Origin of the sequence: Streptomyces sp. NPDC026092 (genome assembly GCF_040638605.1) — a bacterium.
Lineage (GTDB): Bacteria > Actinomycetota > Actinomycetes > Streptomycetales > Streptomycetaceae > Streptomyces.
Genome location: NZ_JBEZYN010000013.1, coordinates 122,658 through 146,316, shown reverse-complemented (window position 1 = coordinate 146,316; position 23,659 = coordinate 122,658). Strand labels below are relative to the sequence as shown.

18 protein-coding genes are annotated in these 23,659 nt (G+C 72.1%); 6 read left to right on the top strand and 12 right to left on the bottom strand.

The features are described 5' to 3' along the window. The first annotated feature begins 57 nt into the window (after window positions 1-57). Both AB0F56_RS22135 and AB0F56_RS22130 read left to right on the top strand, forming a co-directional pair. Window positions 58-1,320, top strand: a complete 1,263-nt coding sequence (locus tag AB0F56_RS22135; protein WP_362012302.1) for an MFS transporter — start codon at window positions 58-60, stop codon at window positions 1,318-1,320. After that, window positions 1,259-2,599 carry a D-arabinono-1,4-lactone oxidase gene (locus tag AB0F56_RS22130; RefSeq protein ID WP_362012299.1) on the top strand — a complete coding sequence of 447 codons (1,341 nt, stop codon included), beginning with the start codon at window positions 1,259-1,261 and terminating at the stop codon, window positions 2,597-2,599. The genes AB0F56_RS22135 and AB0F56_RS22130 overlap by 62 nt, the downstream gene beginning before the upstream one ends. A 34-nt stretch (window positions 2,600-2,633) precedes the next feature. Here AB0F56_RS22130 and AB0F56_RS22125 read toward each other — a convergent pair whose 3' ends face one another. Continuing rightward, window positions 2,634-3,440 (bottom strand): hypothetical protein, encoded by an 807-nt coding sequence (locus tag AB0F56_RS22125; RefSeq protein ID WP_362012296.1) that lies wholly within the window; start codon window positions 3,438-3,440, stop codon window positions 2,634-2,636. A 418-nt stretch (window positions 3,441-3,858) separates the two neighbouring features. Between AB0F56_RS22125 and sepH the strand changes: the two genes are divergently transcribed. Next, the gene (gene sepH / locus AB0F56_RS22120; RefSeq protein WP_362012293.1) at window positions 3,859-4,923 is read left to right on the top strand and encodes a septation protein SepH; all 1,065 of its coding nucleotides are present in this window, start codon (window positions 3,859-3,861) and stop codon (window positions 4,921-4,923) included. Between the two features lie 81 nt (window positions 4,924-5,004). Here the strand turns inward: sepH and AB0F56_RS22115 are convergent, their stop codons facing one another. Next, on the bottom strand, window positions 5,005-5,841 hold the full coding sequence (locus AB0F56_RS22115) for a sulfurtransferase (protein WP_362012291.1): 837 nt from the start codon (window positions 5,839-5,841) through the stop codon (window positions 5,005-5,007). Between the two features lie 270 nt (window positions 5,842-6,111). On the opposite strand from AB0F56_RS22115, the gene AB0F56_RS22110 reads away from it, so the two are divergent. Beyond that, a complete protein-coding gene (locus tag AB0F56_RS22110) occupies window positions 6,112-6,885 on the top strand; it encodes a VOC family protein (protein WP_362012288.1) in 774 nt (257 codons plus the stop codon). 107 nt (window positions 6,886-6,992) lie between these two features. Here AB0F56_RS22110 and AB0F56_RS22105 read toward each other — a convergent pair whose 3' ends face one another. From AB0F56_RS22105 to AB0F56_RS22095, 3 genes are all read right to left on the bottom strand, one after another. Then, window positions 6,993-8,384, bottom strand: a complete 1,392-nt coding sequence (locus tag AB0F56_RS22105; RefSeq protein ID WP_362012286.1) for a polysialyltransferase family glycosyltransferase — start codon at window positions 8,382-8,384, stop codon at window positions 6,993-6,995. 2 nt (window positions 8,385-8,386) lie between these two features. Then, window positions 8,387-9,352 carry a glycosyltransferase family 2 protein gene (locus AB0F56_RS22100; protein ID WP_362012283.1) on the bottom strand — a complete coding sequence of 322 codons (966 nt, stop codon included), beginning with the start codon at window positions 9,350-9,352 and terminating at the stop codon, window positions 8,387-8,389. Window positions 9,353-9,574: 222 nt separating this feature from the next. Continuing rightward, on the bottom strand, window positions 9,575-12,247 hold the full coding sequence (locus tag AB0F56_RS22095; RefSeq protein ID WP_362012280.1) for a YfhO family protein: 2,673 nt from the start codon (window positions 12,245-12,247) through the stop codon (window positions 9,575-9,577). A 298-nt stretch (window positions 12,248-12,545) separates the two neighbouring features. On the opposite strand from AB0F56_RS22095, the gene AB0F56_RS22090 reads away from it, so the two are divergent. Beyond that, complete coding sequence (locus tag AB0F56_RS22090) at window positions 12,546-13,772, top strand: MFS transporter (RefSeq protein WP_362012278.1); 1,227 nt, start codon at window positions 12,546-12,548, stop codon at window positions 13,770-13,772. A 46-nt stretch (window positions 13,773-13,818) separates the two neighbouring features. Beyond that, complete coding sequence (locus tag AB0F56_RS22085; RefSeq protein ID WP_362012276.1) at window positions 13,819-14,259, top strand: heme-binding protein; 441 nt, start codon at window positions 13,819-13,821, stop codon at window positions 14,257-14,259. A 121-nt stretch (window positions 14,260-14,380) separates the two neighbouring features. On the opposite strand, the gene AB0F56_RS22080 is transcribed toward AB0F56_RS22085, so the two are convergent. From AB0F56_RS22080 to AB0F56_RS22050, 7 genes are all read right to left on the bottom strand, one after another. Further along, window positions 14,381-15,253, bottom strand: coding sequence for a hypothetical protein (locus tag AB0F56_RS22080; protein ID WP_362012273.1), 873 nt, complete (start codon window positions 15,251-15,253; stop codon window positions 14,381-14,383). Then, window positions 15,250-16,830 carry a hypothetical protein gene (locus AB0F56_RS22075; RefSeq protein ID WP_362012270.1) on the bottom strand — a complete coding sequence of 527 codons (1,581 nt, stop codon included), beginning with the start codon at window positions 16,828-16,830 and terminating at the stop codon, window positions 15,250-15,252. Before AB0F56_RS22075 ends, AB0F56_RS22080 begins: the two co-directional genes overlap by 4 nt. Window positions 16,831-17,210: 380 nt before the next feature. Next, window positions 17,211-19,997, bottom strand: coding sequence for a DUF87 domain-containing protein (locus AB0F56_RS22070; protein ID WP_362012267.1), 2,787 nt, complete (start codon window positions 19,995-19,997; stop codon window positions 17,211-17,213). A gap of 20 nt (window positions 19,998-20,017) precedes the next feature. Continuing rightward, on the bottom strand, window positions 20,018-21,001 hold the full coding sequence (locus tag AB0F56_RS22065) for a hypothetical protein (RefSeq protein WP_362012264.1): 984 nt from the start codon (window positions 20,999-21,001) through the stop codon (window positions 20,018-20,020). Between the two features lie 120 nt (window positions 21,002-21,121). Then, a complete protein-coding gene (locus AB0F56_RS22060; protein ID WP_362012261.1) occupies window positions 21,122-21,772 on the bottom strand; it encodes a thymidine kinase in 651 nt (216 codons plus the stop codon). A 62-nt stretch (window positions 21,773-21,834) separates the two neighbouring features. Further along, window positions 21,835-23,043: a nucleotide pyrophosphatase/phosphodiesterase family protein gene (locus tag AB0F56_RS22055; RefSeq protein ID WP_362012258.1), complete on the bottom strand. Its 1,209-nt coding sequence runs from the start codon at window positions 23,041-23,043 to the stop codon at window positions 21,835-21,837. Beyond that, a complete protein-coding gene (locus AB0F56_RS22050) occupies window positions 23,043-23,627 on the bottom strand; it encodes a DUF5998 family protein (RefSeq protein ID WP_362012255.1) in 585 nt (194 codons plus the stop codon). The genes AB0F56_RS22055 and AB0F56_RS22050 overlap by 1 nt, the downstream gene beginning before the upstream one ends. Window positions 23,628-23,659: the final 32 nt, after the last annotated feature.

Sequence of the window (23,659 nt, the reverse complement as noted above, 5' to 3'; positions counted from 1 at the left end):
GCCGTAGGCTTTAGCTGTTAATTACACGATTGAGCCGCTGCCTGCCCGGAGATCAACTTGCCCAGTCCCTACCGCGCGATCTTCGCGGCGCCCGGCACCGGAGCCTTTTCGGTTGCCGGTTTCATCGGCCGGATGCCGCTGTCCATGATGGGCATCGGCATCGTCACGATGATCTCCCAGGTCACCGGCCGGTACGGCCTCGCGGGCGCGCTCGCCGCGACCATGGCCATGTCGGCGGCCGTCCTCGGCCCGCAGGTCTCCCGGCTCGTCGACCGGTACGGCCAGCGCCGGGTGCTGCGCCCGGTCACCCTCGTCTCGCTCGTCGCCGCGGCCGGGCTGCTGCTCTGCGTGCAGCAGAAGGCCCCGGACTGGACGCTGTTCGTCTTCACCGCCGTCATCGGCTGCGTACCGAGCCTCGGCGCCATGACCCGGGCCCGCTGGGCGTCCATCTACCGAGGAGAGGCGCGCCGGCTGCACACCGCGTACTCCTGGGAGTCGATCGTCGACGAGGTGTGCTTCATCTTCGGCCCGATCATCTCCATCGGTCTGTCGACGATCTGGTTCCCCGAGGCGGGCCCGCTCTTCGCCGCCGTCTTCCTGGCCGTCGGCGTCTTCTGGCTGACCTCGCTGCGGGCCACCGAGCCCGAGCCGCACCCGAAGGACGACAACTCCGGCGGCTCGGCGCTCCGCTCCCCCGGTCTGCAGGTCCTCGCGCTCGCCTTCGTCGCCACCGGCGCGATCTTCGGCTCGGTCGACGTGGTCACGGTCGCCTTCGCGGAGGAGCAGGGCCACAAGGCCGCCGCCAGCCTGGTCCTCGCGGTCTACGCACTGGGCTCCTGCCTGGCCGGCGCCGTGTTCGGGCTGCTGCACCTCAAGGGCGACCCGTCCCGCAGGTGGCTGCTGGGTGTCTGTGCGATGGCCGTGAGTATGATCCCCCTCCTACTGGCCGGGAACCTGCCGTTGCTGGCCGTGGCGCTCTTTGTCGCGGGCCTCTCCATCGCACCGACGATGGTGACCACGATGGCCCTCGTCGAAGCGCACGTACCGCGCACCAAACTGACCGAGGGCATGACCTGGACAGGGACCGGGCTCGCGATCGGTGTGGCGCTGGGCTCCTCGGCCGCCGGCTGGGTGGTCGACGCGTCGGGTGCGGAGGCGGGGTACGTGGTGCCCGTCGTCTCGGGCGCGCTCGCGGTCGCGGTGGGTCTCCTGGGGTACCGCCGGCTGCGCAGGCCGGTGCCGACGCGGGAGGGGCAGCGTGAGCAGGACACCGAGAGCACGGTGGACGAGCACGAGGGCGGCGAGCAGCCCGTGGCGTAACTGGGCCGGGAACGTCACCTCCCGTCCCGCGCGGGAGGTGAGCCCGGCCTCGGCCGAGGAGCTGGCCGACGCCATCAGGAAGGCCGCCGAGGACGGGCTGCGGGTGAAGACGGTCGGGACCGGCCACTCCTTCACCTCGATCGCCGCCACCGACGGCGTGCTGATCCGTCCGGACCTGCTGACGGGCATCCGGCGGATCGACCGCGAGGCGATGACCGTGACCGTGGAGTCCGGCACTCCGCTGAAGCGGCTCAACGTGGCGCTGGCCAGGGAGGGCCTGTCGCTCACGAACATGGGCGACATCATGGAGCAGACGGTCGCCGGGGCCACCTCCACCGGGACGCACGGCACCGGCCGCGACTCCGCCTCGATCGCCGCGCAGATCCGGGAGCTGGAGCTGGTCACGGCCGACGGCGGGCTGCTGACCTGTTCGGAGAAGGAGAATCCGGAGGTGTTCGCGGCCGCCCGGATCGGGCTCGGCGCGCTGGGCGTGGTCACGGCGATCACCTTCGCCGTGGAGCCGGTCTTCCTGCTCACCGCGCGCGAGGAGCCGATGACCTTCGACCGGGTCACCTCGGAGTTCGACGCGCTGCACGCGGAGAACGAGCACTTCGAGTTCTACTGGTTCCCCCACACGGACAACTGCAACACCAAGCGCAACAACCGCAGCGCGGGCCCCGCCGCCCCTCCCGGCCGGATCGGCGCCTGGATCGACGACGAGCTGCTGTCGAACGGCGTCTTCCAGCTCGCGTGTTCGGTGGGCAGGGCGGTCCCGCCGGTGATCCCGTCGATCGCCAAGGTCTCCAGCCGCGCCCTGTCGGCCCGTACGTACACCGACATCCCGTACAAGGTGTTCACCTCCCCGCGCCGGGTGCGCTTCATGGAGATGGAGTACGCCCTGCCGCGCGAGGCGGCCGTCGCGGCGCTGCGCGAGGTGAAGGCGATGGTCGAGCGTTCGCCGCTGAAGGTGAGCTTCCCGGTGGAGGTGCGGACGGCGCCCGCCGACGACATCGCGCTCTCCACGGCGTCGGGGCGCGAGACCGCGTACATCGCGGTGCACCTCTACAAGGGCACGCCCCACCGCGCGTACTTCACCGCGGTGGAGCGCATCATGACCGCGCACGGCGGCCGGCCGCACTGGGGCAAGGTGCACACCCGGGACGCGGCGTACTTCTCCGAGGTCTACCCGCGCTTCGCCGAGTTCACCGAGCTGCGCGACCGGCTCGACCCCGACCGGCTCTTCGCCAACGACTATCTGCGCCGCGTCCTGGGCGACTGACGGTCCACCAGGCGGCCTGTCACCACGCGGCCTGTCACTCGGCGGGCGTTCCGGCCTTCTCCGGAGCGCCCGCACCGGTGGACGGGGGGTCCGTCGGGGGCGCCGTGGGCGTCGTCGAACCGCTGGGGGTCGGGGTCGGCATGGGGGTCGGAGGCGGGGTCGGCGTGGGCGTCGGGTCGCCGCCGGCGGAGCCCGAGGGGGTCGGCGTGGGGTCGGGGGTGCGGTTCCGGGAGTCGGGCGTGCCGCCGTCGGTGGGGGTGCCGCCGCCGTCCTTCTCCCGCTGCTCCTGCCGCTGCCCCGTGGGCGCGTCGTCGGACGGCTGCTGGTTCTTCGCCTCGCCGCGTCCCACGACCGAGCCGAAGGTCGTGGTCCCCTTCGTGCCGCTGAAGTCCTGATCGGAGATCAGTTCGTAGGTGGTGATGCCGCCCATGGCGACCAGGAAGACGAGCGCGGCGCCGACGGCGGACCGCTTCCAGCCCCGGACGCGCGTGCCGTGCGTGGTCGCCTCGCTGAACTCCTCGTCGTACGGGGGCAGGCCGGGCCCGCCGACGGTCGTGAGCAGCTGGGTCCGGTCCGGGGCAGGTCGGTCGACGGTCGTCTTCGCCGGCTCGCCGTGGACGGTGACCACCCGGATCTGCTCGCCCGTGCGCTTGAAGACGTGCTGGAAGATCGAGCCACCGCAGGTCGCGATGACACTGATCACACCGGCGCCCAGGATCGTGCCGTACACACCGAGCGTGGAGGCGAGTTTGGCCGCCACGACGGCGGCGACCGCGGAGCCCGAGACCTGAGCCACGCTCAGGTCGAGCTTCTTCTTCTCACCGTTCTTCTCCTGCTCCATACCCACAAGGGACAAATGGGCGAAGTGAATAGTTCCGTTTCCGGAGTTTCTGTGAAGAGCGCCACGTGCGGACGGAGATCACGGAGACTCAACTCCCGTACCCCCGGAGAAGTTGGGCGGCGCGCCGGTCCACCCAGGTGGCCCGAATGGAGTACTGTGGGCGATCCCTGGGTCCGGGCTCCCTCATGGGTGCCGGGTCACGGGGAGGGGGCCGAACGTGGCACTCGAACCGGCGGAGCCGCGGCACCGCACGGTCGCCCACTGCGGAGCGTGACCACCGGTCACTCAGCGTCGCAAAAGGGTAACCGTGCCATAACGGCGATCCAAGATCCATGCCCGACACGCCGGGCAACTCGGCAAGGTTGTGGCAGGCTGCACCCGGGCAGGCCACACTCGACTAGCGGAAGCAGCGACGCACGTGACGTCGGCAGGCACCACCCGGGAGGTCCCCATGCCCGAACTGCGTGTCGTGGCCGTCTCCAACGACGGCACACGACTGGTGCTGAAGGCTGCTGACAGCACGGAGTACACGCTTCCGATCGACGAGCGGCTGCGCGCCGCCGTGCGCAACGACCGCGCGCGGCTCGGTCAGATCGAGATCGAGGTGGAGAGCCACCTCCGCCCCCGCGACATCCAGGCGCGGATACGTGCCGGTGCCTCCGCCGAGGAGGTCGCCCAGCTCGCCGGCATCCCCGTCGACCGCGTACGGCGCTTCGAGGGCCCCGTCCTCGCGGAGCGGGCGTTCATGGCCGAGCGGGCCCGCAAGACGCCCGTGCGCCGGCCCGGCGAGAACACCGGACCGCAGCTCGGCGAGGCGGTGCAGGAGCGGCTGCTACTGCGCGGCGCCGAGAAGGACACCGTGCAGTGGGACTCCTGGCGCCGCGACGACGGCACCTGGGAGGTGCTGCTCGTCTACCGCGTCGCGGGCGAGGTGCACACGGCGAGCTGGACGTACGACCCGCCCCGGCGGCTCGTCCAGGCCGTGGACGACGAGGCCCGCGCGCTGATCGGCGAGACGGACGACACCATCGCCGCCGCGCCGGAGCCGAGCTTCCCGTTCGTGCCCCGCATCGCCCGGCTGCCGCGCGACCGGCCGCTGGACCGCACCCTCGACCGCCAGATCGAGCGCCCGGCCCCGGTTCCCGAGCCGGAGGACGAGCGGGACTCGCTGACCAGCCTGCTGGAAGCGGTGCCCAACTTCCGCGGCGACATGGTCGTCCCCGACCGGACCACCGACCCGGCCTCGACCGAGCCCGGCGAGGAGCCCGAGGCGGAGGAGCCCCCGGCACCGGCGGCCTCGGCCGGCGCGGGCTCGGCGTACGCCGACGTCCTGATGCCCCGCGCGGTCTCGGGCCACCGCGACCGCCTCACGGGCACCACGGACCGGCAGGCGGAGGCGGACGGCGTCCGCCCGGGCCGCCGCGCGGCGGTCCCGAGCTGGGACGAGATCGTCTTCGGCACGCGAAGGAAGAAGCAGGACTGACGTTTGTACGGCAGTCCTACGGCTCTACGTGAAGGGGCCCGCACCGATCCCGGTGCGGGCCCCTTCACGTACGGGCAAGGGCTACTGCGGGTCCGGGCCCTTGGCGACCGGGCGGGCGGGGTCGTTGGACCACTCCGACCAGGAGCCCGCGTACAGGGCGGACGGGATGCCCGCGATCGCGAGGGCGAGGACCTCGTGCGCGCCCGAGACGCCCGAGCCGCAGTAGACGCCGACCATGCCGTCCTCCTGGGCGCCGAGCGCGTTGAAGCGGGCCGCCAGCTCCCGCGCCGGCAGGAAGCGGCCGTCCTCGGCCACGTTCTCCGTCGTCGGGGCGGAGACAGCGCCCGGGATGTGGCCGCCGACCGGGTCGATCGGCTCCACGTCGCCCCGGTAGCGCTCCGCCGCCCGCGCGTCGAGCAGCAGGCCCGAGCGGGCCAGGGCCGCGGCCCCGTCCGCGTTGAGCAGCCCGACCTCGCTCGGGTCCGGCGCGAAGTCGCCCGGCTCCGGGCTCGGGGTCTCCTTCGACAGCTCGTGCCCCGCCGCCGTCCAGGCCGCGAGGCCGCCGTCCAGGACGCGTACGTCCGTGTGCCCGGTCCAGCGCAGCAGCCACCAGGCCCGGGCGGCGCCCCAGCCGAGGCCGCCGTCGTAGACGACGACCGGTGTCTCCGCGGCGACACCCGCCCGGCGCATCGCGGCGCCGAAGACCTCCAGGTCGGGCAGCGGATGCCGACCGCCGCTGCCGGGCGGAGCGGCGAGTTCCGTGTCCAGGTCGACGTAGACCGCGCCGGGCACGTGCCCGGCCTCGTACGCGGGCCGTCCGGGCGGGCCACCGAGCTGCCACCGGACGTCGAGGAGGACCGGGCGCCGGGCTCCGGCCAGGTCGCTCGCGAGATCGCTTGCGGAGATGATGGGCTTCATGGGTGCCATCCTCGCGCAGCCCGCCGCCGACCGTCCCGCCGCATAGGACGACGGAACTCGGCGCGGCCGAGGCGCGCGGGGCGCCCGTCGGTGCGAGCATCGTGCACGGGCGCGCCCGAGGGGCGTGTACGGGGCGCGGTCGGCGGGCAGGAACCCGCTGCGGAAGCCGAGAACGCCGACCCAGGGCCCCGCTCCCACCCGCCCGCACGCGTTCGTGCGCCCGGGTCCCCCGCACGGCCACGACGACGATGGTCCGAGGAGAGAGTGACGATGACCGAGGCGACTCGGCGCACACCCGGTACACCCTCTTGGGTGAGCTTGATGGTGCATGGGCTTGACGCGACGCGGGAGTTCTACGGCGCGCTCTTCGGCTGGGAGTTCGTCCCCGGTCCGCAGCAGCTCGGGCCGTACGTCCGTGCCCTGCTCGACGGCAGGGAGGTGGCGGGCATCGGCCAGCTGCCGCCCGACCGGCACCTGCCGGTCGCGTGGACGACGTACCTGGCCACCGACGACGCCGACGAGGCCGCGGAGACCATCCGCTGCTGCGGCGGCACGGTCGCCGTCGGCCCGATCGACGCGGACGAGGCCGGCCGCCTGGTGATCTGCTCGGACCCGGTCGGCGCCGTCTTCGGCGTCTGGCAGGCCGAGCGGCACCACGGCACGGCGACCGCCGGGCCGCCCGGGACGCCGGTGTGGAACGAGCTCCTGACGTACGAGACCTCGGCGGTCGCGAAGTTCTACCAGACGGTGTTCCGGTACGAGGTCGAGCCGGTCGTCTCCGCCGACTTCGACTATCTGACCCTCCACCTGGAGGGACGCCCGGTGGCCGCCCTGCACGGCGTCGGCACCGCGCTCCCGCGTGACCGGGGCCCGCACTGGATGACGTACTTCGAGGTCGCCGACACGGACGCGGCCGCGCGGCTCGTCACCGAGCTGGGCGGCCAGGTCCTGCGGCCGCCCCGGGAGGGTGCGACGGGCCGGATCGCGCAGGTGGCGGACCCGGAGGGGGCCGTCTTCACGATCGTCCACTCGGCGACGGCCTGAACGACGGCGATGAGGGCCTGGCTGCCCGGGAGCGCCGCCAGACCCTCAGGCAGCCTCCCGGGCCGCCGGCCCTCGCGCGGGCCCCCGGGGCCCCGGCCCTCCCGCCCTCAGCTCCGTCCGCTGCGGATCAGGCTCCGGCGCAGCCGGGACGCGCCGCCGCGCGGGGCCGGGCCGCCGCCGGGGAGGGCGAGCTGCGTCAGCCGCTCGGTGTCGAAGTACCGCGCCATGTCCGCGTCGCCCCCGTGGGTTTCGAGGAAGCGGGCCGTCTCGTCCCGGAGCAGCGGGTGGAGCTTGGGCTGCATGCAGAAGCCCACGGCCCGGACGAGCGGGGTGAGCGTCTCCGGTCCGGCGCCCGGAACGGCCGGTCCCGTGCCGGTCTCCAGGTCGGGCACGATGTGGTCCACGACGGTCAGCGGCACCCGGTTGCTGTTCTCGACCGGCGTCAGCCGCTCCAGGACCGTGTCGGTGCCCACGCGCGCGATCGGGACGCCGTAGTAGACGGACGCGGTGACCATCGCGGTGGAGAAGCAGCCGACGACAAGGCGGGGCCGGCACCGCTCGTAGAAGGTCTCGGCGAGCAGCGGGCCGTCCAGGACCGTCAGCCGTACGCCGGCCTCCTCGGCTGCCTCGTTCAGCGCCGTGGAGTAGCGGGCGGGCGCGGTCGGGTGCGGCTTGAAGATCACCGAGGTGTGTCCGGCGGCCGCGGCCCCGCGCATCATCCGGATGTGCAGCTCCTCCTCCTCGTCGGCGGTGAGGATGTCGAGCGCCGCGAGGTACTGGCCGAGGAGGAGGGCCGTGGGCTCGGCCGCGACGGCCTCGGTCACCATCGGGTCGCCCTCGGCCGCCTCGGCGATCTCCGCGAGGACGCCGCGGAAGGCCTCGTCGGGGACGAGTTCGGGCTTGACGCCGTACTCGGAGAGCAGCAGCGGGCGAAGGCCCGGCACCAGGTCGAGGTGGAGCAGGCGCCCGATCCGGCAGGCGATCGACTGCGGCAGCTCCTCACGCGTCGGGCCGTAGCTCATCAGGCCGTCGGCGTAGACCTGGACGGTGCTCTCGGCGAAGACGAAGGCGAGCGCCTTGGCCGGGTTGACCTGGATGGACTCGACGATCAGCTCGACCGGGGCGTCGCCCAGGTCCCACGCCGTACGGAAGACGCGCTGCCAGAGCGGGGCCTCCTCGGTGCGCGGCGACCAGGTGGCGGGGTGGTGCGGCTGGATCGCCTCGTTCCAGTCGACGACCTCGTCGAAGCGCGTGACGATCCGGTCGTAGCCGGTCATCGTCTCCATCCGCAGCGCGGTCTCCGGGATCGCCGCGTTGTTCGAGATCAGCAGGATCCGGCGGGCGCCCTCGGCGGCCCCGAACTGACCCGCGTCGATGGCCGCGGCGAGCGTGGCGGCGCCGTAGAGGGTGGACACCTCGAAGATCTGGATGCGCGGCTTCGCCGTCGTCGTACGCGGGTTCCCCGGTGCCGTACGCGGGTTCGCGGGCGTCGCGGTCATGATCAGGCGGTCCTTCCGGTGGCGCGCAGGCCGCGGAGCAGGGTGCTGCGCGCGGTGTCCATCGTCGCGAGGGTCTCGTCGAGCACCTGCTGCGGCATCCGGCGCAGGGCGTCGGTCACGTTCTGCTTGAGCCGCTTGGTGACGGCCGGTTCGTACTGGTCGGCCTTGCCCATGTGGAAGGCGATCATGGCGCAGTACGTGCGTACGGCCTTCGGCAGGAAGCGGTCGGCGTCGCGGTCCGCGGAGACCTCCTCCAGGAGGAGGTCGTACGACGGGATGAAGTCGAGCTGGCGGTTGTCGGTGATCTGGGTGAGCGAGGTGGTGACGCCGCGCCGGTAGAAGACGCCGTGGACGCTGAGGGAGGCGTAGGTGGCGGCGTTCAGGTGGAGGCGCCAGATCCAGAGCCGGTCCTCGGCGGTGCGCAGCTTCGTCTCGAAGCGCGAGCCGCCGTTCTCGAAGAGCCGGGCGCTGTAGATGCCGAAGGGGACGAAGGGGTAGTCGACCATCGTGATCATGCTGGCGGGCGCGATGCCGTCGCGCGGGTCCATCACGGTCTCGCGCTCCTTGGCGGGCGCGTAGCGGATGGCGCGCTTCGTGCCGGTCGACAGGACGTGGTCGGTGCGTGCGAAGTCGCAGCCGAGCGCGTCGATGCCGTCGACCATGGCGCGCAGGTGGCCGGGGGCGTACCAGTCGTCGCCGTCGAGGAAGGTGATGTAGTCGCCGGTGGCCGCGTCGATTCCGGTGTTGCGCGCCTGGGCCACGCCGAGGTTCGTCTCGTGGCGGATCACTCTGGCGTTCGGGATCCGGTCCCGCCAGCGGTCCAGGACGTGCGGCGTCTCGTCCGTCGAGCAGTCGTCGATCAGCAGGAACTCGAAATCCGGGTCCGCGTTGCTAGCGAGGCTGCGCATGGTGTCGGAGGCATAGATCCCGACGTTGTGGAACGGCACGATGACGGACAACTTGGGCACTCGGACATCCCCACACTCAAGCCAGGCGAACAGAAGAGCAGACGAACGGACCAGCGGACGAACAGATCGGCGGACCGGCGGACGAGTCGGCGTCCGCCCGTGTGCGAGCGTCCGCCTGCGTGCGAGCGTCCGCCTGCGTGCGAGCGTCCGCTCGGTGTGCGAGCGGGCTCGCGGCGGCGTTCACCTGGGCGAACGCCGGTCGGACGGGCAGCGTAACCACCGTCATTTCCCGTCCGGCGAGCCGGACGCGGACTCCAGGTGAACTCTTGGCACCCTCCTGGCGAACCGGTCCGCGAACCGGCTCCCGGTTCGGCCCCCGAGCCGGCCCCACAGCCCGACGGCGAGCAGGCCGAGCAGTGCCACGGCGCCGACCGCGCCGCCGGCGCGCAGCCCCGGTGGCCGGAAGGTGCACGTGACCGACGTCGCCGTGGAGTCGAGGGGAACGGCGAGGAGGCCGAGGTAGCGCTGGGCGGGCGCCGGGGCGGCGTCTCCGGCGGCGCAGCTCCAGCCGGAGATGCGCGGTACGGCGATGACGGCGGTTCCCGTGCTGCCGGCCGGGAGTTGGGCGGTCAGCGTGTGGCCGGAGACGCGGAGGTCGGTGGCGCCGGTCGCGGTCAACTGCCGTACGGCGGTGTCGAGTCGCTCCTGGTCCAGGCAGCCGAGGGGCTGCCGCGGCAGGGACGGCGGCTCGTCGGCGCTCAGTTCGACGCGTACGGATCCGGAGGCCGGGACGGTGCCGAGCGTCCGCATCGGGCCCTGCACGGAGGGGAGTCCGCCGAGGAAGGAGACGGGCCGCTCGCCTGCCAGGGCCGCGGTGCCCTTGAGTTCGGGCGCCCAGAGCCAGACGCCGGAGCCCGCCGGGCAGGAGGCCGTCAGGGTCGTGACACCGCCGGGTCCGTCGGTGCGCCGGACCTGCTGCGGCACGCTGTACACCTTCGATCCGAGCAGCAATTCCTGGTTGGCGAAGACGGAATCGCCGAAGTCGGTCCCGCGCGCGGGCAGCCGGACGTCCGGGCGGACCGTCACGAGCGGCGGCACGGGCGTGTCGGTGACGGTGATGTCCGCCTCGGGGAGCGTGTCGGTCGTCACGGGCGCGGAGGGCGTGGACCGTATCCGCGTACCGATGGAGAAGATGGCGTCGGTCACCGGGTTGTCGAGCGTGGTCAGGTGACGGCCCTTGGCCCAGAAGCCGAAGCCCAGCGCGGAGAGGGTGCGGTTGTACGACTCCGCGGTGAGGCTGGAGTAGTACTCGGAGCTCTGGCCGCCGACGAGCAGGACGTCGTTGCCGCCCGGCAGTTCTCCGGGGTCCGTACGGTGGCGTGGCCAGGCGTCCTTGTCCGCGACGGCCCGCCGCATGTCCTCCTGCCACGGCCCGACGCGCGGGGACCAGTGGACCTGGGCCAGCGACTGTTCGGCCATCCTGGCGCCGGTGACGGCGGCCTCGCCGGCCTGGGCGACGACGAGGAGGAGTACGGCGAGGGCGGGCAGGACCTTGACGCCGACCGCGTACCGCCGGGCGAGCAGGACGGCCACGGCGGCGAGCGCCGCGAGGGCCAGGGCGGCGGCGAAGGCCGGGTAGGTCCAGCGGTCGACGACGAGGCTGCCCCGCGCGGCGAAGGCGAGGGCGGCGAGCACGGCCGCCCCGCCGAGCAGGGCGGGCAGCGGGGGCAGGCCGCGGGCGGTGGAGAGCCAGGCCGCGATCAGGAGGAGACCGCAGAGCACGAAGGTCTGCCGGTACGGGATGCCGTTCGGCGAGGCGCCCGCGTGCCAGAGGAGGTGGGTGGGGCCCCACTGCAGGGAGAGCGCGACCAGGACGATCGCGGCCGTCCAGATGAGGCGCGTCCGCGGCGCCACCGCACTGTTGAAGGGCAGGGTGAGCGCGAGCGCGAGCGCCGGGGTGCCGATGAAGAGGGCCGGGCTGGCGACGCTGGCCGTGGCGGGCAACAGCCGGGCGAACACCTCGGTCCAGGCGACGGCGGTGAACGTCACCTCGGGGGTCGGGTCGGCGGTCTTGGTGGCGACGTAGATGACCAGGACGAGCGGGGTGGCGAGGCCGATGCCGAGGAGGACGGACCGGGAGGCGCGCAGCAGCCCGGCCAGGCGCCTGCGGGCCGGCCCGGGTTCGGTGAGCAGACGGACCGTCAGGACGACGGCCGCGCCGAGGGTCGCCATGTACGCGGTGTAGAAGTTGGCGTACCAGGCGAGGGCGACGACGAGCGGCCCGAGGACGGGCCGGCGCCCGCTGCGGGCCCACTCGCCGACCAGGCAGAGGAGGGGGAAGGCGAGCAGCCCGTCGAGCCACATCGGCACGGTGGTGCCGTAGTTGAGGGTCCAGCCGCACACCGCGTACGCCGCGCCCAGGACGGCCGCGACCTGCCAGGGGCCCCGGCGGAGCCGGAGCAGCAGGACCGCCATGGCGGCGCCCGCGGCCATGATCTTGGCGGCGGTGATGACGTAGAGGGCGAGTTCGACCCGGTCGGCCGGGAAGACCACGACCAGCAGGTCGAACGGGCTGCTCAGGTACGTGCCGTAGTCACCGAGGAAGTTCGTTCCGAAGCCCGCGCTCCAGTTGACGAACAGGTCCCCGTCGGCCTGGCCGAGGAGGACTCTGCGCCAGTGGGCGTGGAAGGGCAGGTACTGCTGGCCGAGGTCGACGGTGTTGCGGGTCGTGGGCCCGAACGGATGGCTGCCGGCCAGGAGACCGCCGAGGGAGAGGACGAGGCAGGTCAGCAGGGCGGCAGCGGCGGCCGCCCGGACGCGCGCGCTGCGCCGGACCCGGGCGAGAAACCGCTGCTCGCGGGGCCGGCTCCCGCCGCCGTCCGGGGCGCCCGGACGCTCGGCCTCCGTGCGCGCGCCTTCGCCCCGGTCCGGCACGGTCTCGGCAGCAGGTGGCACACGTCCTCCGGGGTGTCTCGCGCGGCGCGCGGTTGCGCGTAGGCCCGGTGTTCACGTTCACGTCACGGGCAGAGAGCCATTACCGCCGAGCCGGACGACTCGCGTCCGATCAGCAGGCGGTCTTCCGGCACACCCGAGGTGAACACGAGGTGTTGCGACAGGGCGCCACAAGCAGGGGAACCCCGCGCACGGCAATACCCACCCCCCGCAATACCCTCCGCTTGCACTTAACCCGCGTATGCAATTATTGTTGAAGCAAGCAAGACCCCCCTGCAAGTATTCTGGAAGGTGCTCCACCATGCCTCTCGCGCTCCTGGCCCTCGCCATTGGGGCCTTCGGGATCGGCACCACCGAGTTCGTGATCATGGGAGTGCTGCCCCAGGTCGCCGGCGACTTCGGTGTCTCCATCCCCACGGCCGGCTGGCTGGTGACCGGCTACGCCCTCGGTGTCGTCTTCGGCGCCCCGCTCCTGACGGTGCTCGGCACCAAGGTGTCCCGGAAGAAGATGCTCCTCTTCCTGATGGGCCTCTTCATCGTCGGCAACCTGCTCTCCGCCGTCGCCCCGTCCTTCGGCATGATGCTGGCCGGCCGGGTCGTGGCCTCGCTCGCCCACGGCGCGTTCTTCGGCATCGGCTCGGTCGTCGCAGCGGACCTGGTCGCCCCGGAGAAGAAGGCGTCCGCGATCTCCCTGATGTTCATGGGCCTGACCGTCGCCAACATCGTCGGCGTACCGCTCGGCACCTACATCGGCCAGGCCGCCGGCTGGCGCGTCACCTTCGCCATCGTCGCCGCGCTCGGCGTGGTCGGCTTCCTCGGCGTGGCCAGGCTCATCCCCACGACGGGCCGGCCCGAGACGGCGAACGTCCGCACCGAGTTCGCCGCCTTCAAGAACGTGCAGGTCTGGCTGGCCATGGCGATGACCGTCCTCGGGTACGGCGGTGTCTTCGCGGCCATCACGTACATCACCCCGATGATGACCGAGGTCGCCGGCTACACCGAGGGGGCCGTGACCTGGCTCCTCGTCCTCTTCGGCATCGGCATGTTCCTCGGCAACCTGCTCGGCGGGAAGTTCGCCGACCGCGCCCTGATGCCCATGCTCTTCGTGTCGCTGGGCGCGCTCTCCCTCACCCTGCTGGTCTTCACGGCAACGGCCGAGAACAAGGTCCTCGCCGCGATCACCCTCACCCTGATCGGCGCCCTCGGCTTCGCCACGGTGCCGCCGCTGCAGAAGTGGGTCCTGGACCAGGCCAAGCAGGCCCCGACCCTCGCCTCGGCCGCCAACATCGGCGCCTTCAACCTCGGCAACGCCCTGGCCGCCTGGCTCGGCGGCGTCGTCATCGCCACGGGCCTCGGCTTCACCGCCCCGAACTGGGTCGGCGCGCTGCTCTCGGGTACGGCGCTGCTGCTGGCGTTCTTGGCGGCGTTCCTGGACCGGCGGAACCGGTCCGCGGCGGCCGCCCCCGAGACCACGTCCCAGCCGGTCGAGGCCCGAGCCGCCGCCCCGGTACCGGCCGGCCGGCACTGACCCCCGTAACCCCTACCCCTCCCCCACCCCAAAGGAAGACAGCACCATGAGCACGACCACCACCACCGCCACGGCCGTCACTCCCCTGACCACCCAGGACGCCGAGACCCTGCTCTCCGCCGCGCGCCGCGCCGCCGAGGACGCCGGAGTCACGGTCAGCGTCACCGTCCTGGACGCGGGCGGCCACCTGCTGGCCTTCCGCCGCGACGACCGCGCGGTCCTGATCTCCGGCGAGACCAGCACCCGCAAGGCGTACACGGCCCTCCAGCTCAACGCCCCCACGGCCGACCTGGTCGACCTGGTGAAGCCCGACGGCCCCTTCCACAGCCTCACGACGGCCCTCGATCGCCCGCTCCTCTTCATCGCCGGCGGCCTCCCGGTCCACCGCGACGGCCGGCTCATCGGCGCCATCGGCGTCGGCGGCGGCGCCCCGGAGCAGGACCACGGCTTCGCGACCGCGGCCGTGGAGGCACTCGCGGCGCGGTAGCCCGACCCGCCGGCTCGCGAGTGGGGCACGGCGTGAGGCCCCGGGCGAAAGACGTGCGACGGGCCGCACACCGTGCCGCGAGGAGCATGAAGCCAACGTGGCCGGCCGCGAAAGGCCCTGCCTACTGGTCGGCCAGCAGGTCGGTGCGGTGCTGTTCGAGGTCGTCGACACCGTCGAGGTCCACCACGACCGTGTATCGGCGCGCCCCGTCGGGTCCCCTCTCCTCTGTCAGAAACCCGCTGTGCGCGACGAAGCCCCAGCTGCCACCTGTGTAGACGCCCTTGATCCTGCCGTCCACCGTTCCAACGGCGTCGAAGGGTTCGCCGTCCGCTCGGAAGGTCCAGTGGATCCGGTACCAGGCGTCCAGCTGCTCCAGGGTGGCCAGGAAGCGCCCGTCGCCCGGGTCCTGGGCATCGGCGTTCAGATCCTCAGATCGGTCATGCCCGGTGGTCAGTGCGATGAGGCCCGATGCGTCGGCCTCGGCAGCAGCCTCATATGTCCGGCCGCGGTGGACCGCGTAGGCCTTGGGGCGGAAGTGGTCAACCTCGGCCAGACGCCGCACCAGGGCGTGCAGAGGCTGGAGCAGATCCTCGTGGTGCTCCTCCAGCTCGGTGACCTCCTCCCGTGGGAAGACGCCGTAGTAGTCGGTGGCCAGACGCTTGAGGCGCTCCTTGGCGAAGTGTTCGTCGGAGCCGAGGTAGTCGCCTGAGAGAGTGGTGGGCGTGGCGGCGGTGCACTCGAAAAGCTCGCCCCGCCAACGGAACGTCCACGTCACGGCGTACCAGGCTTCGAGGCTCTCCGGCGCAACCGGATATCCAACCGACCCGTCCGCGGCCTCGCGCCTTGCGAGCCCTTCGGGCGCGGGGCGGCCTGCCTCGGGCAGCAGCTCGACGCACGGCCACAGCCCCACGGCGCCACGCGCCCGAAAGAGCTCACCGCGGAAGACAGCGGCCTCGCCCTTGACCGGAACGGGGAAACCCGCAGGGTCAGTCATCGTTTTTTCCACAGCCCTTCGTTCTTGTCGAAGAAGCCGATGGCCTCTTCGGTACCGTCGGCATGCATACGCCAGATTTCAGCATGGTGTGGGATGCTGGTCGGCTTGGCGAGCCACTCCGGGACACCCCCGGCGGTGTAGCCGGTGCCGAGGAACGGGTCATCATAGGTCTGTCCCTCGCTCTGGCCGGCGATGCCGGCCACGTGGTTGGCCAGCCCCTGGTCACCGACCGCGCCGAAGCTTGGATCGGCACGCATGCCGTCGGGTGCCGGCAAGCGCAGCTGATACGCCTCGGAGGCACCGGGAGGGACAGGGGTCCAGCCGGCCCCGCCATCGTCGAGAGCCAGCCCGTCCCGCAGTTGGTCCATGCTGCGTAGGTCAGCCGTGTCGCAGCCACGCGCGATGGAACCGCGAAACTCGCCCGGGTTGAAATCGTACTTTCCGAGCCTTGTGGCGTTGTTCAGGTAGGCCTGCATCGTCGTGGGGTCGATCACCTTGGTCACCATGCGGCCCTCGTCGAGCTTGATCGCGTCACGGACCCCCACGACCTCGCGGGCCTGCGCCTCGCTCAGCTCGTTGGTCCGGGTGAGCCGGAGCTTGTCGTGCTCGGAGCGGTCCAGGCCGCGTGCGTCCAGCAGGTCGTCCATCTCCTGCTGGTAGTCGGGGCCGTCCCGCAGCGCGCTGTTGTCGTACCGCTCGGCTTTGTCCTCGGACGCCTCGGCCGTCGGCTCGGCCTCCGCCTCGTGGTCCTGGCTGATGCCGTTGCCGTCACCTGGCAGGGCGGCGCCGGCCTCCCCGGTCTTCGCACCGGCACCGGCCGGTTCGGCGGCCTCGTTCTCGGCGTGCGCGGGGAGGTCCCGGGCACCTTCTGCCTGCGGCTCCGGGGCATCGATCGGCGCCGTCGGCTCCGGAGCCTCTTCAGCCGAGTGCCGGGCGTCCGCAGGCGGCTTCGCCGCCTCGGCCCGTTCCGGAGCGGCCTCCGCGTCAGCCTTGGGCGCGGGCGGCTCGGGTGCGTCCGTCGGCGCTGTCGGCTCCGGCGCCGACTCGTCGGCGGTCTCCGATGCCCGTGCGGGTACCGCGTCCGCTTCGCGGGACTCGGCGGCACCGCGTGATGTGGTGTACGCGGCGGAGTACGGCACGGAGTCGTCGTAGGGCTTGAGTTCAAGCTCCAGTTCGGGAGTCTCGTCGTCCGGCTCCGCCCGATCGCCGGAACGTTCCTGCGCTTCCGGTTGCCTGCCCTCGGCGGGCGCCTCCGGGCGCTCGGGCCCGGCCGACTCGGGGGTGTCGTCCGACGCCGGGACAGGGTCGGGCGCCTCGTCCGCTTCCGCGGAGCGTGATCCGCCCGAGTCGACGGCTTCCGCCGGGACCGGTGCCTTCTCCGGATCCGACGCCGCGTCCGACGGCACAGGCGCGTCGCGGTCGGGAGCCTCGGCAGAATCCGACGCCCCGGCGGGTTCAGGTGCCTCGTCAGAGTCGGAGGCATCGACCGGAACCGGGGCATCCGCCGGGTTGGGGGCTTCGGCGGGGTTGGGTGCCTCCGCCGACGTCGAAGAATCTGCCGGCTTGGGCGCCTCCACCGAGTCGGAAGCCTCACCAGGACTGGGCGCCTCCCCCGAAGCCGAGGAATCCGCCGGGCTAGGCGCCTCCTCCGACGCCGAGGAATCCACCGGGTTAGGCGCCTCCGCCGAATCGGAAGCCTCGCCAGGACTGGGCGCCTCCACCGAATCGGAAGCCTCGCCAGGACTGGGCGCCACCTCCGAAGCCGAGGTTTCCCCCGCTTTGGGCGCCTCCGCCGACTTGGAGGCCTCGGTCCGGTCCGTCGCCGGGGTCGGGGCAGGAGCGTCCGTCGCCGGCGTGGGGGCAGGAGCGTCGGACGGCGGGGTCGGGGCAGGGGCGTCCGTGGGTTCCGGTCGCGTTGGGGCTTCCGGGCGTGGGGGCTGCTCCGGCGGGCGCTCGCTCATCGGTCACCTCCCGGCCGGACGTTGGCGCGGTAGAGACGCACCCAGGGCAGGGTGTTGCGCTGCCAGGCCGCTCGGGCGACGTGGACGAAGACACAGGCGCGGTAGTCGCTCACGACGGGGTCCCGATCTCCTTCGCCTTCCGGAACGCGCAGGGGAACCGTGTCGGCGAGCTCGGCCACCCAGTCGCCGGTGTCGCGCCACCAATCGGCCTGCTCTGCGCCGGTCTTCGGGTACGCCGCCACGCGCTCCTTCAGCTTCGTACCGTGCTCGGGCCACACCGCCGTGGCGGCCCGGGTGCGGAAGCTGCAACGGTGACGGCAGCCCTCGCAGTCCGGGAAGGGGGCCAGCGCTGCGTCGACCGCCTCGTCGTCGGCCGCCAAGGCGCGGAAACGGGTGGCCAGTTCGGCGTCCGTGGCCAGGGGTGCCCGGCTGACGCCCGCCTCCCTCGCCGCCTGCGCGCGTACGTCGGGTACCCGGAGCAGTCCCGGACGGTCGATGCGGTCGTGGTGGGCGAAGGCCTGGAAGGGCTCCAGGGAGGCGGCGTACCGCTCCTGGTCGGGAGAGAACCGCATGGTTCCGCCGATGAGGTTGCGGTCCTCCGCGGACGGCAGCCGGTGCATGACCTTGAGGTTGGTGTTCTTGTACGCGTCCTCGACGAGCTTGCCGGGAACCTGTTCGACGATGACGACACCCTCGCCGTACTTGCGGTTCTCCGCCAGGGTGTTGGCGAAGGCCTGGGCCGCCCGGGCCTGCGCGTTGCCCTCCTTCGCGTCGCCACCGTGGGCCGCCGGCCGGCCGAGCAGGCGGTGAGCCTCCTCGATCACGGTGACGTGGGCGAGGGAACCGCCGACACGGTTCGCCTTGTAGTACTCGGTCATGTTCTGCAGGAGCAGCGCCGTGACGAGCGACTGCTCCTTCTCGTTGTCCCCGACTCCGGCCAGTTCGACGACCACAGGCCGCCGTAGCAGCTCCTCCACCGGATAGGAGCGGGCCACGTCCAGGGTGGTGCCGCACGCCCCTTCCGCGAGGGACTCCGCACGCAGGCGGGAGGCGGCGATGATGTTGTCGCGCACCTCGCCCGAATAGTCCAGCTGCTCGCACTGCTTGCGCATCTCCGTGATGAAGTCGCGCAGCGTCGGCCAGTCTCCGGCGTGGCTCGGATCGGCGACGTCGGTGGGGACGATGCGCTTGCGGGCGTACGTCGCCCGCAGCGCCCGGTTGTAGACGCTCGGCAACGGGTCCCAGAGGCCGAAGGCCGCGTCGAAGCAGGCCATGAGCCCGGCGATGTGGGTGCTGACGCGAACCCCCACCGGCACCTCGAAGGGGTTGAGGCGCAGGGGGGCGACGGATTCGTCGCCGACGGTGAGGACCAACAGGTCCTCGAAGCCAGGTCGGGTGGCCAGCCAGCGGTAGTCGTCCAGGGCGGAGTTGACGGGTTCGAGGACGAGGAAGGGCACGCGGTGGTCACGCCACAGCTGCTCGCAGAACGCCAGAGTGGTGTTGGTCTTGCCGGAGCCGGTCGTACCCACGATCAGGGCGTGCCGGGTGAGGTCACCGAGGCCGATGCCCAGGGGGCCGGCGGGCGTGTCGTTGACGAGCTGCTGTCCGAGGGTGATGGCCGGGCCGTCCATGCGGTACGCGGTCTCACCGGCCATGCCCGGGCGCCGGACGGGAAAGCCCGTCATGTGGCCGTTGACGGCCAGCGGCAGGCGGAAGGCCGCGACGGCCTCACGCGCGTCGACGAGTTCCGGCAGCAGTCGCAGGGGCGGGGAGAGCTGTTCGGGCAGCCGCCAGCAGTGGTCGCCGCCCCAACGCGACTGCTCCAGGGTGGTCAACTGCTGCCAGGCTTCGGGTAGTTCACCGGGCGCGGGCCAGGCCACGGTGTGGGCAGCGCCGTTGATCGTCTCGGTCAGGACACCGCCCTCGCGAGCCTGCACCGGCGGGGACACCGTGGCACCGACGAGTTCGGCGAGGGATTCCGGCAGGGGCGCCGGCGAGGCGAGCCCGATCCGTACGCGGAACACCCGGTCGGTGTAGCGGCGGGCGGCATCGGCGTAGATCCGGGAGGCGTCCACGGCGAAGGCGTCGGCGGCGAGTTGGGCGCCGGGGGACCACAGCCCGTCGGGGAGCTGCCCAGGGGTGCCCAGGCGTCCGTACTGGGTGGCGATGCGGTGCAGCAGCGGACCGAAGTCGGGCGGTACGACGTACGGCTCCAGGCCGATGCTGAGCATCACGGGGTACGGGTGGGCGGCCAGCGCCTGCCACAGCATGTCCCACGGCGGGGCCGCCGCTGTGAACGGTTGCGGAGCGAGGTAGTACCGCACGCCGGCGTCGGGGCGGTTCGGCAGCCCGCTGTGGTAGCGCTTGCGGATCTCCGCCACCCCCGCCGCCCCATCGGGCGAGAAGGGGGTCAGCAGCCGTGCCGTCTCGTCGCGGTCCTCGACCGGCGTGGCGTGCACATGCCTGGGCAGCGCTGCCATCCGGGCGCGGAGCCCACGCGCGGCCGCCTCGGCGCCCTCCGCCGTGGGAGCCGCGACCCGACCGAGCAGGGCGCAGGAGATCCTGCGCTCGACCGGGTCGCTGAGGTACCGGAGCTCGATCCGTTCGCCGTGCCCGGTGTTCCACTGCCCCGTCAGCCAGGCGGTCTCGGCGGCCGCGGCCTTGGTCCTGCGCTCCGACTCCGAGAGGTCCGCGTACTCCTTGGTCTCGGTGAGGTCGGCGGCGGCGTCGATGCGAACGGCCGTCCAGGCCCAGACGGTCGTGCCGTCGGTGACGGTGAGCACGCCGTCCGACCCGGCTGCGCTCAGTGCCCACCGCCGGGGGTCCCGTACGGCGGCATGGGCGGGGCGGGCGGCGGGGTCGGCGAACCGTAGTGCGGCGGCGGGGTTCCCGGGACGTGCGGAGCCGGGTACGGCTGGCTCCCGTGCGGCGCCATGGCCGCCGGAGGCGCGGGCACGGCGCCCGGGACGGGACCGCTGCCGTTCTTGGTCGCCGGCGCGGTCGCGGAGGCGCCGGACTGGATGGGCGGCTCCTGACCGAAGGTCGACGCGAGCGGAACCTCGATGCCCTGGACGGCCGTCTCCACGCCCTCGCGGGCCGCGGAGTGCACGGCCTCCCGCATGGCACGCGGCTTCTCGGTGCGGAGCATCTGGTTGATCGAACCCGTGCGGTTGAACATGCCGCCCACGAGGTCCTTCAGGAAATGACCGATGATCACCGCTCCGGAGCGGGTGCGCCACATCGTCCATCCGACGTACAGGCTGGTCCCGTAGCCGAACACCGTGACGTAGGCGATGTACCGGCCGCTCTTGATGACCAGCCGATTGTTCACGACCTCCGCCATGATGTCGCTGCGGATCCGGACCGGCACCGCGGACACGGGGATCTGACGCCGCGCGAGAGCGCCGTAGATGGCCGCGTAGGCGGAGGACGACGCCGCGTGCTTGTCCTCAAGGAGGGTCTTCCACTCCGAGACCGGTTCGTTGATGCGCGCGGCGAGCAGGACGATCCAGAAGGCGATGATGCCGAGGACCTGTCCGGTGCCCAGCTCTTCGTCCGAGTCGAACGGGCCCGAGTCCGACATCAGCATGGGCAGCACGCCGAAGATCAAGAAGACGACGAGGGAGACCACGAAGGCCTGGAACCAGAGCTGGAACACGGTCCGGAAGGGCACCGACTCGTCGAAACTCAGCTCGACGTTCTCGTACCGCATCGTCTGGTTGCGGTACGCGGCGTTCGGCCCCATCGCGCCCGTGGCCGCCCAACCTCCGGCTTGTATACCGTCCATGGTCCCCGTTCCCCCGTTGCAGCAGTCGAGTTGATCACCCTACTGCAGGGGTCCGACGCCGACCGAAGCCCCCCTGCTTTTCGGGGAGTCGGCGCCACGTCGGGAGCAAGGAAGCGGCGCTCAGGCGTGGTTGACGGGAAGGACGTCCGGGGAGAGGGCGCCGGCGCGGGTGGAGGCGGAGGTCATGTGGCGGCGGTGGTGGCGGCGGCAGAGGACCTCGTAGCCGACTTCCTCGGCCGGGCGGTTGACGTCTCCGACGACCACCTGTTCGCCTTCGACGACCATGACGCCGCCCACCGTGCGGGCGTTGTGGGTGGCGCGGGCGCCGCACCAGCACAACGCCTCGACCTGGAGCTGCTCGATCCGGTCGGCGAGTTCGATCAGCCGCTGCGAGCCCGGGAAGAGCTTGGTGCGGAAGTCGGTGGTGATGCCGAAGGCGAAGACGTCCATCTCCAGGTCGTCCACGATCCGGGCCAGCTGGTCGATCTGCTCGGGCGCGAGGAACTGGGCCTCGTCCACGATGACGTAGTCCGCCTTGCCGCCCTTGGACAGCTGGTTCACCAGATAGCCGTACAGGTCCATGCCCTCGCCGGCCTCGACCGCGTCCGTCACCAGGCCGAGCCGGGAGGACAGCTTGCCCTCGCCCGCCCGGTCGTCCCGCGTGAAGATCACGCCCTGGAGCCCGCGGGCAGAGCGGTTGTGGCCGATCTGGAGAGCCAGTGTGCTCTTTCCGCAGTCCATCGTTCCGGAGAAGAACACCAGCTCGGGCATGGGAAGTCAGGGACCTTTCAGGTCGGGGTGGGTGACGGGAGTGAGGGCGTACGGGTACGGGGTCAGGAGCGGACTTCGAGGAGCGGGACCAGCTGCTCCGCGGGCGTCATCGATCCGTGCACACCGACCATCGCCGACTCGTGGGGCTCGTTGACGGAGGCGGTGATGACGACGTCGTCGTGGGCCGCGGCGACGACGTCGCCGATCCGGCCGTGGACCCGCTCGTCGACCTCGTCGCCGAACCAGCCGAGCGCGATCGCCTCCTCGCGGCTCGCCACCCAGAACTGCTCGCCGAGCACTTCCCGCCAGCAGGTGAGCACATCGGCCTCGGCCCCCGGCACCGCGTAGACGTGCCGGGCACGGCCCTCGCCGCCGAGGAGGGCGACGCCGGCGCGCAGCTCCCAGTCCTCGTCGAAGTCGATCCGGTGCTGGTCGTCGAAGGGGATGTCGACCATGCCGTGGTCGGCCGTGACGTACAGGGCCGAGCGGGGCGGCAGTTGCTCTGCGAGGCGCTGCACGAGCCGGTCGACGAACATCAGCTGACCGCGCCAGGCGTCGGAGTCGATGCCGAAGCGGTGTCCGGCGCCGTCGAGTTCGCTGTAGTACGTGTACACCAGCGAGCGGTCGCCGCCGGCGAGCTGCTCGGCGGCGAAGTCCATCCGCTCCTCGCCGGAGAGCCGACCGTGAAATGTTCCGCCGCTCAGCGCGATCTTGGTGAGCGGGGTGTCCTGGAAGATCGGCGACGAGACCTGGGCGGTGTGGATGCCCGCCTCGTGGGCCAGCTGGAAGACCGTGGGGTACGGCTGCCAGACGCGCGGCGAGGTCCACGGCTTCCAGCGGAGCTGGTTCATCAGCTCGCCGGTCTCCGGGTTGCGGACGGTGTAGCCGGGCAGTCCGTGCGCGCCGGGGAACCGTCCCGTGCCGACCGAGGCGAGCGAGGTCGCCGTGGTGGCGGGGAAGCCGGCCGTGATCGGGCGACCGGTGCCGCCGCGCGAGGAGCCGAGGAGGGAGGTGAGGTACGGGGCCTCGTCCGGGTGGGCCTTGATCTGCTCCCAGCCGAGCCCGTCGATCAGGAAGAGGCAGTTCCGGTCGGCCGGGGCGAGCTCGGCGATCCGGGCGTCGAACCCGGGGGCGCCCTGTCCGGCGACGAGCGTCGGGAGGACGTCGGCCAGCGAGCCGGTGCCGTACTCGGGGACGGGCGCCGTGGCGAGTTCGAGCGGGACGGGATCGTCCGGCCAGCCGGAGGCGACGGCGGTGGGCTGGACGACCATCAGCGGGTCGCCGCGGTGGCTTCGGAGAGCGACTGGGCGAAGGCGAGGGTCTGGCGGACCGTGTCCGGGCCGTCGCCGGCCTCGCTGACGCGCAGGCTGAGGTCGTCGGCGGTGGCGTTGCCGGTGTAGCCGTGGTCGGCGTCGCAATTGGGGTCGCCGCAGGCGGCGGGCTCCAGGTCGATGCGCGAGACGGCGCCCCAGCCGATGGTGAGGACGACCTCACGGGGCAGGGTGCCGACGGTGTACGACTCCGGGTTGGCGACGACCCGGCTGACGACGACGGAGGAGATCCGGTCGAGCTTGACCGACTCGGTGGAGGTCGTGGCGTACGGCGTCGGGGAGCTGCTGTCGGCGGCCTGCTCGTCGGTGTGGCTGACGATGAAGCGGTTGGCCGTCAGGACGAGGACCGTGACATGGCGCCGGACCTCGTTGGAGTCGAAGGTGGTCTCCTGGTGCACCAGGTACGACGCGATCGGCTCGCCGCCGACGGCGGCCTCCACCGCCTCGGCCACGAGGGCCGGGTAATAGCCGCTGCGCTCGATCGCCGCGCGCAGCCCCTGGGTCGTCGTACCGGTCTTCGCCATGGACTCCATCCTAATCCGTCGGAAGGGGCACT

Coding starts and splice junctions, on each gene's coding strand:
- AB0F56_RS22125 (WP_362012296.1), bottom strand. CDS start 3,440: ATGGAGCAGGAGAAGAACGGTGAGAAGAAGAAGCTCGACCTGAGCGTG.
- AB0F56_RS22115 (WP_362012291.1), bottom strand. CDS start 5,841: ATGAAGCCCATCATCTCCGCAAGCGATCTCGCGAGCGACCTGGCCGGA.
- AB0F56_RS22110 (WP_362012288.1), top strand. CDS start 6,112: ATGACCGAGGCGACTCGGCGCACACCCGGTACACCCTCTTGGGTGAGC.
- AB0F56_RS22105 (WP_362012286.1), bottom strand. CDS start 8,384: ATGACCGCGACGCCCGCGAACCCGCGTACGGCACCGGGGAACCCGCGT.
- AB0F56_RS22090 (WP_362012278.1), top strand. CDS start 12,546: ATGCCTCTCGCGCTCCTGGCCCTCGCCATTGGGGCCTTCGGGATCGGC.
- AB0F56_RS22085 (WP_362012276.1), top strand. CDS start 13,819: ATGAGCACGACCACCACCACCGCCACGGCCGTCACTCCCCTGACCACC.
- AB0F56_RS22080 (WP_362012273.1), bottom strand. CDS start 15,253: ATGACTGACCCTGCGGGTTTCCCCGTTCCGGTCAAGGGCGAGGCCGCT.
- AB0F56_RS22065 (WP_362012264.1), bottom strand. CDS start 21,001: ATGGACGGTATACAAGCCGGAGGTTGGGCGGCCACGGGCGCGATGGGG.
- AB0F56_RS22060 (WP_362012261.1), bottom strand. CDS start 21,772: ATGCCCGAGCTGGTGTTCTTCTCCGGAACGATGGACTGCGGAAAGAGC.
- AB0F56_RS22055 (WP_362012258.1), bottom strand. CDS start 23,043: ATGGTCGTCCAGCCCACCGCCGTCGCCTCCGGCTGGCCGGACGATCCC.
- AB0F56_RS22050 (WP_362012255.1), bottom strand. CDS start 23,627: ATGGCGAAGACCGGTACGACGACCCAGGGGCTGCGCGCGGCGATCGAG.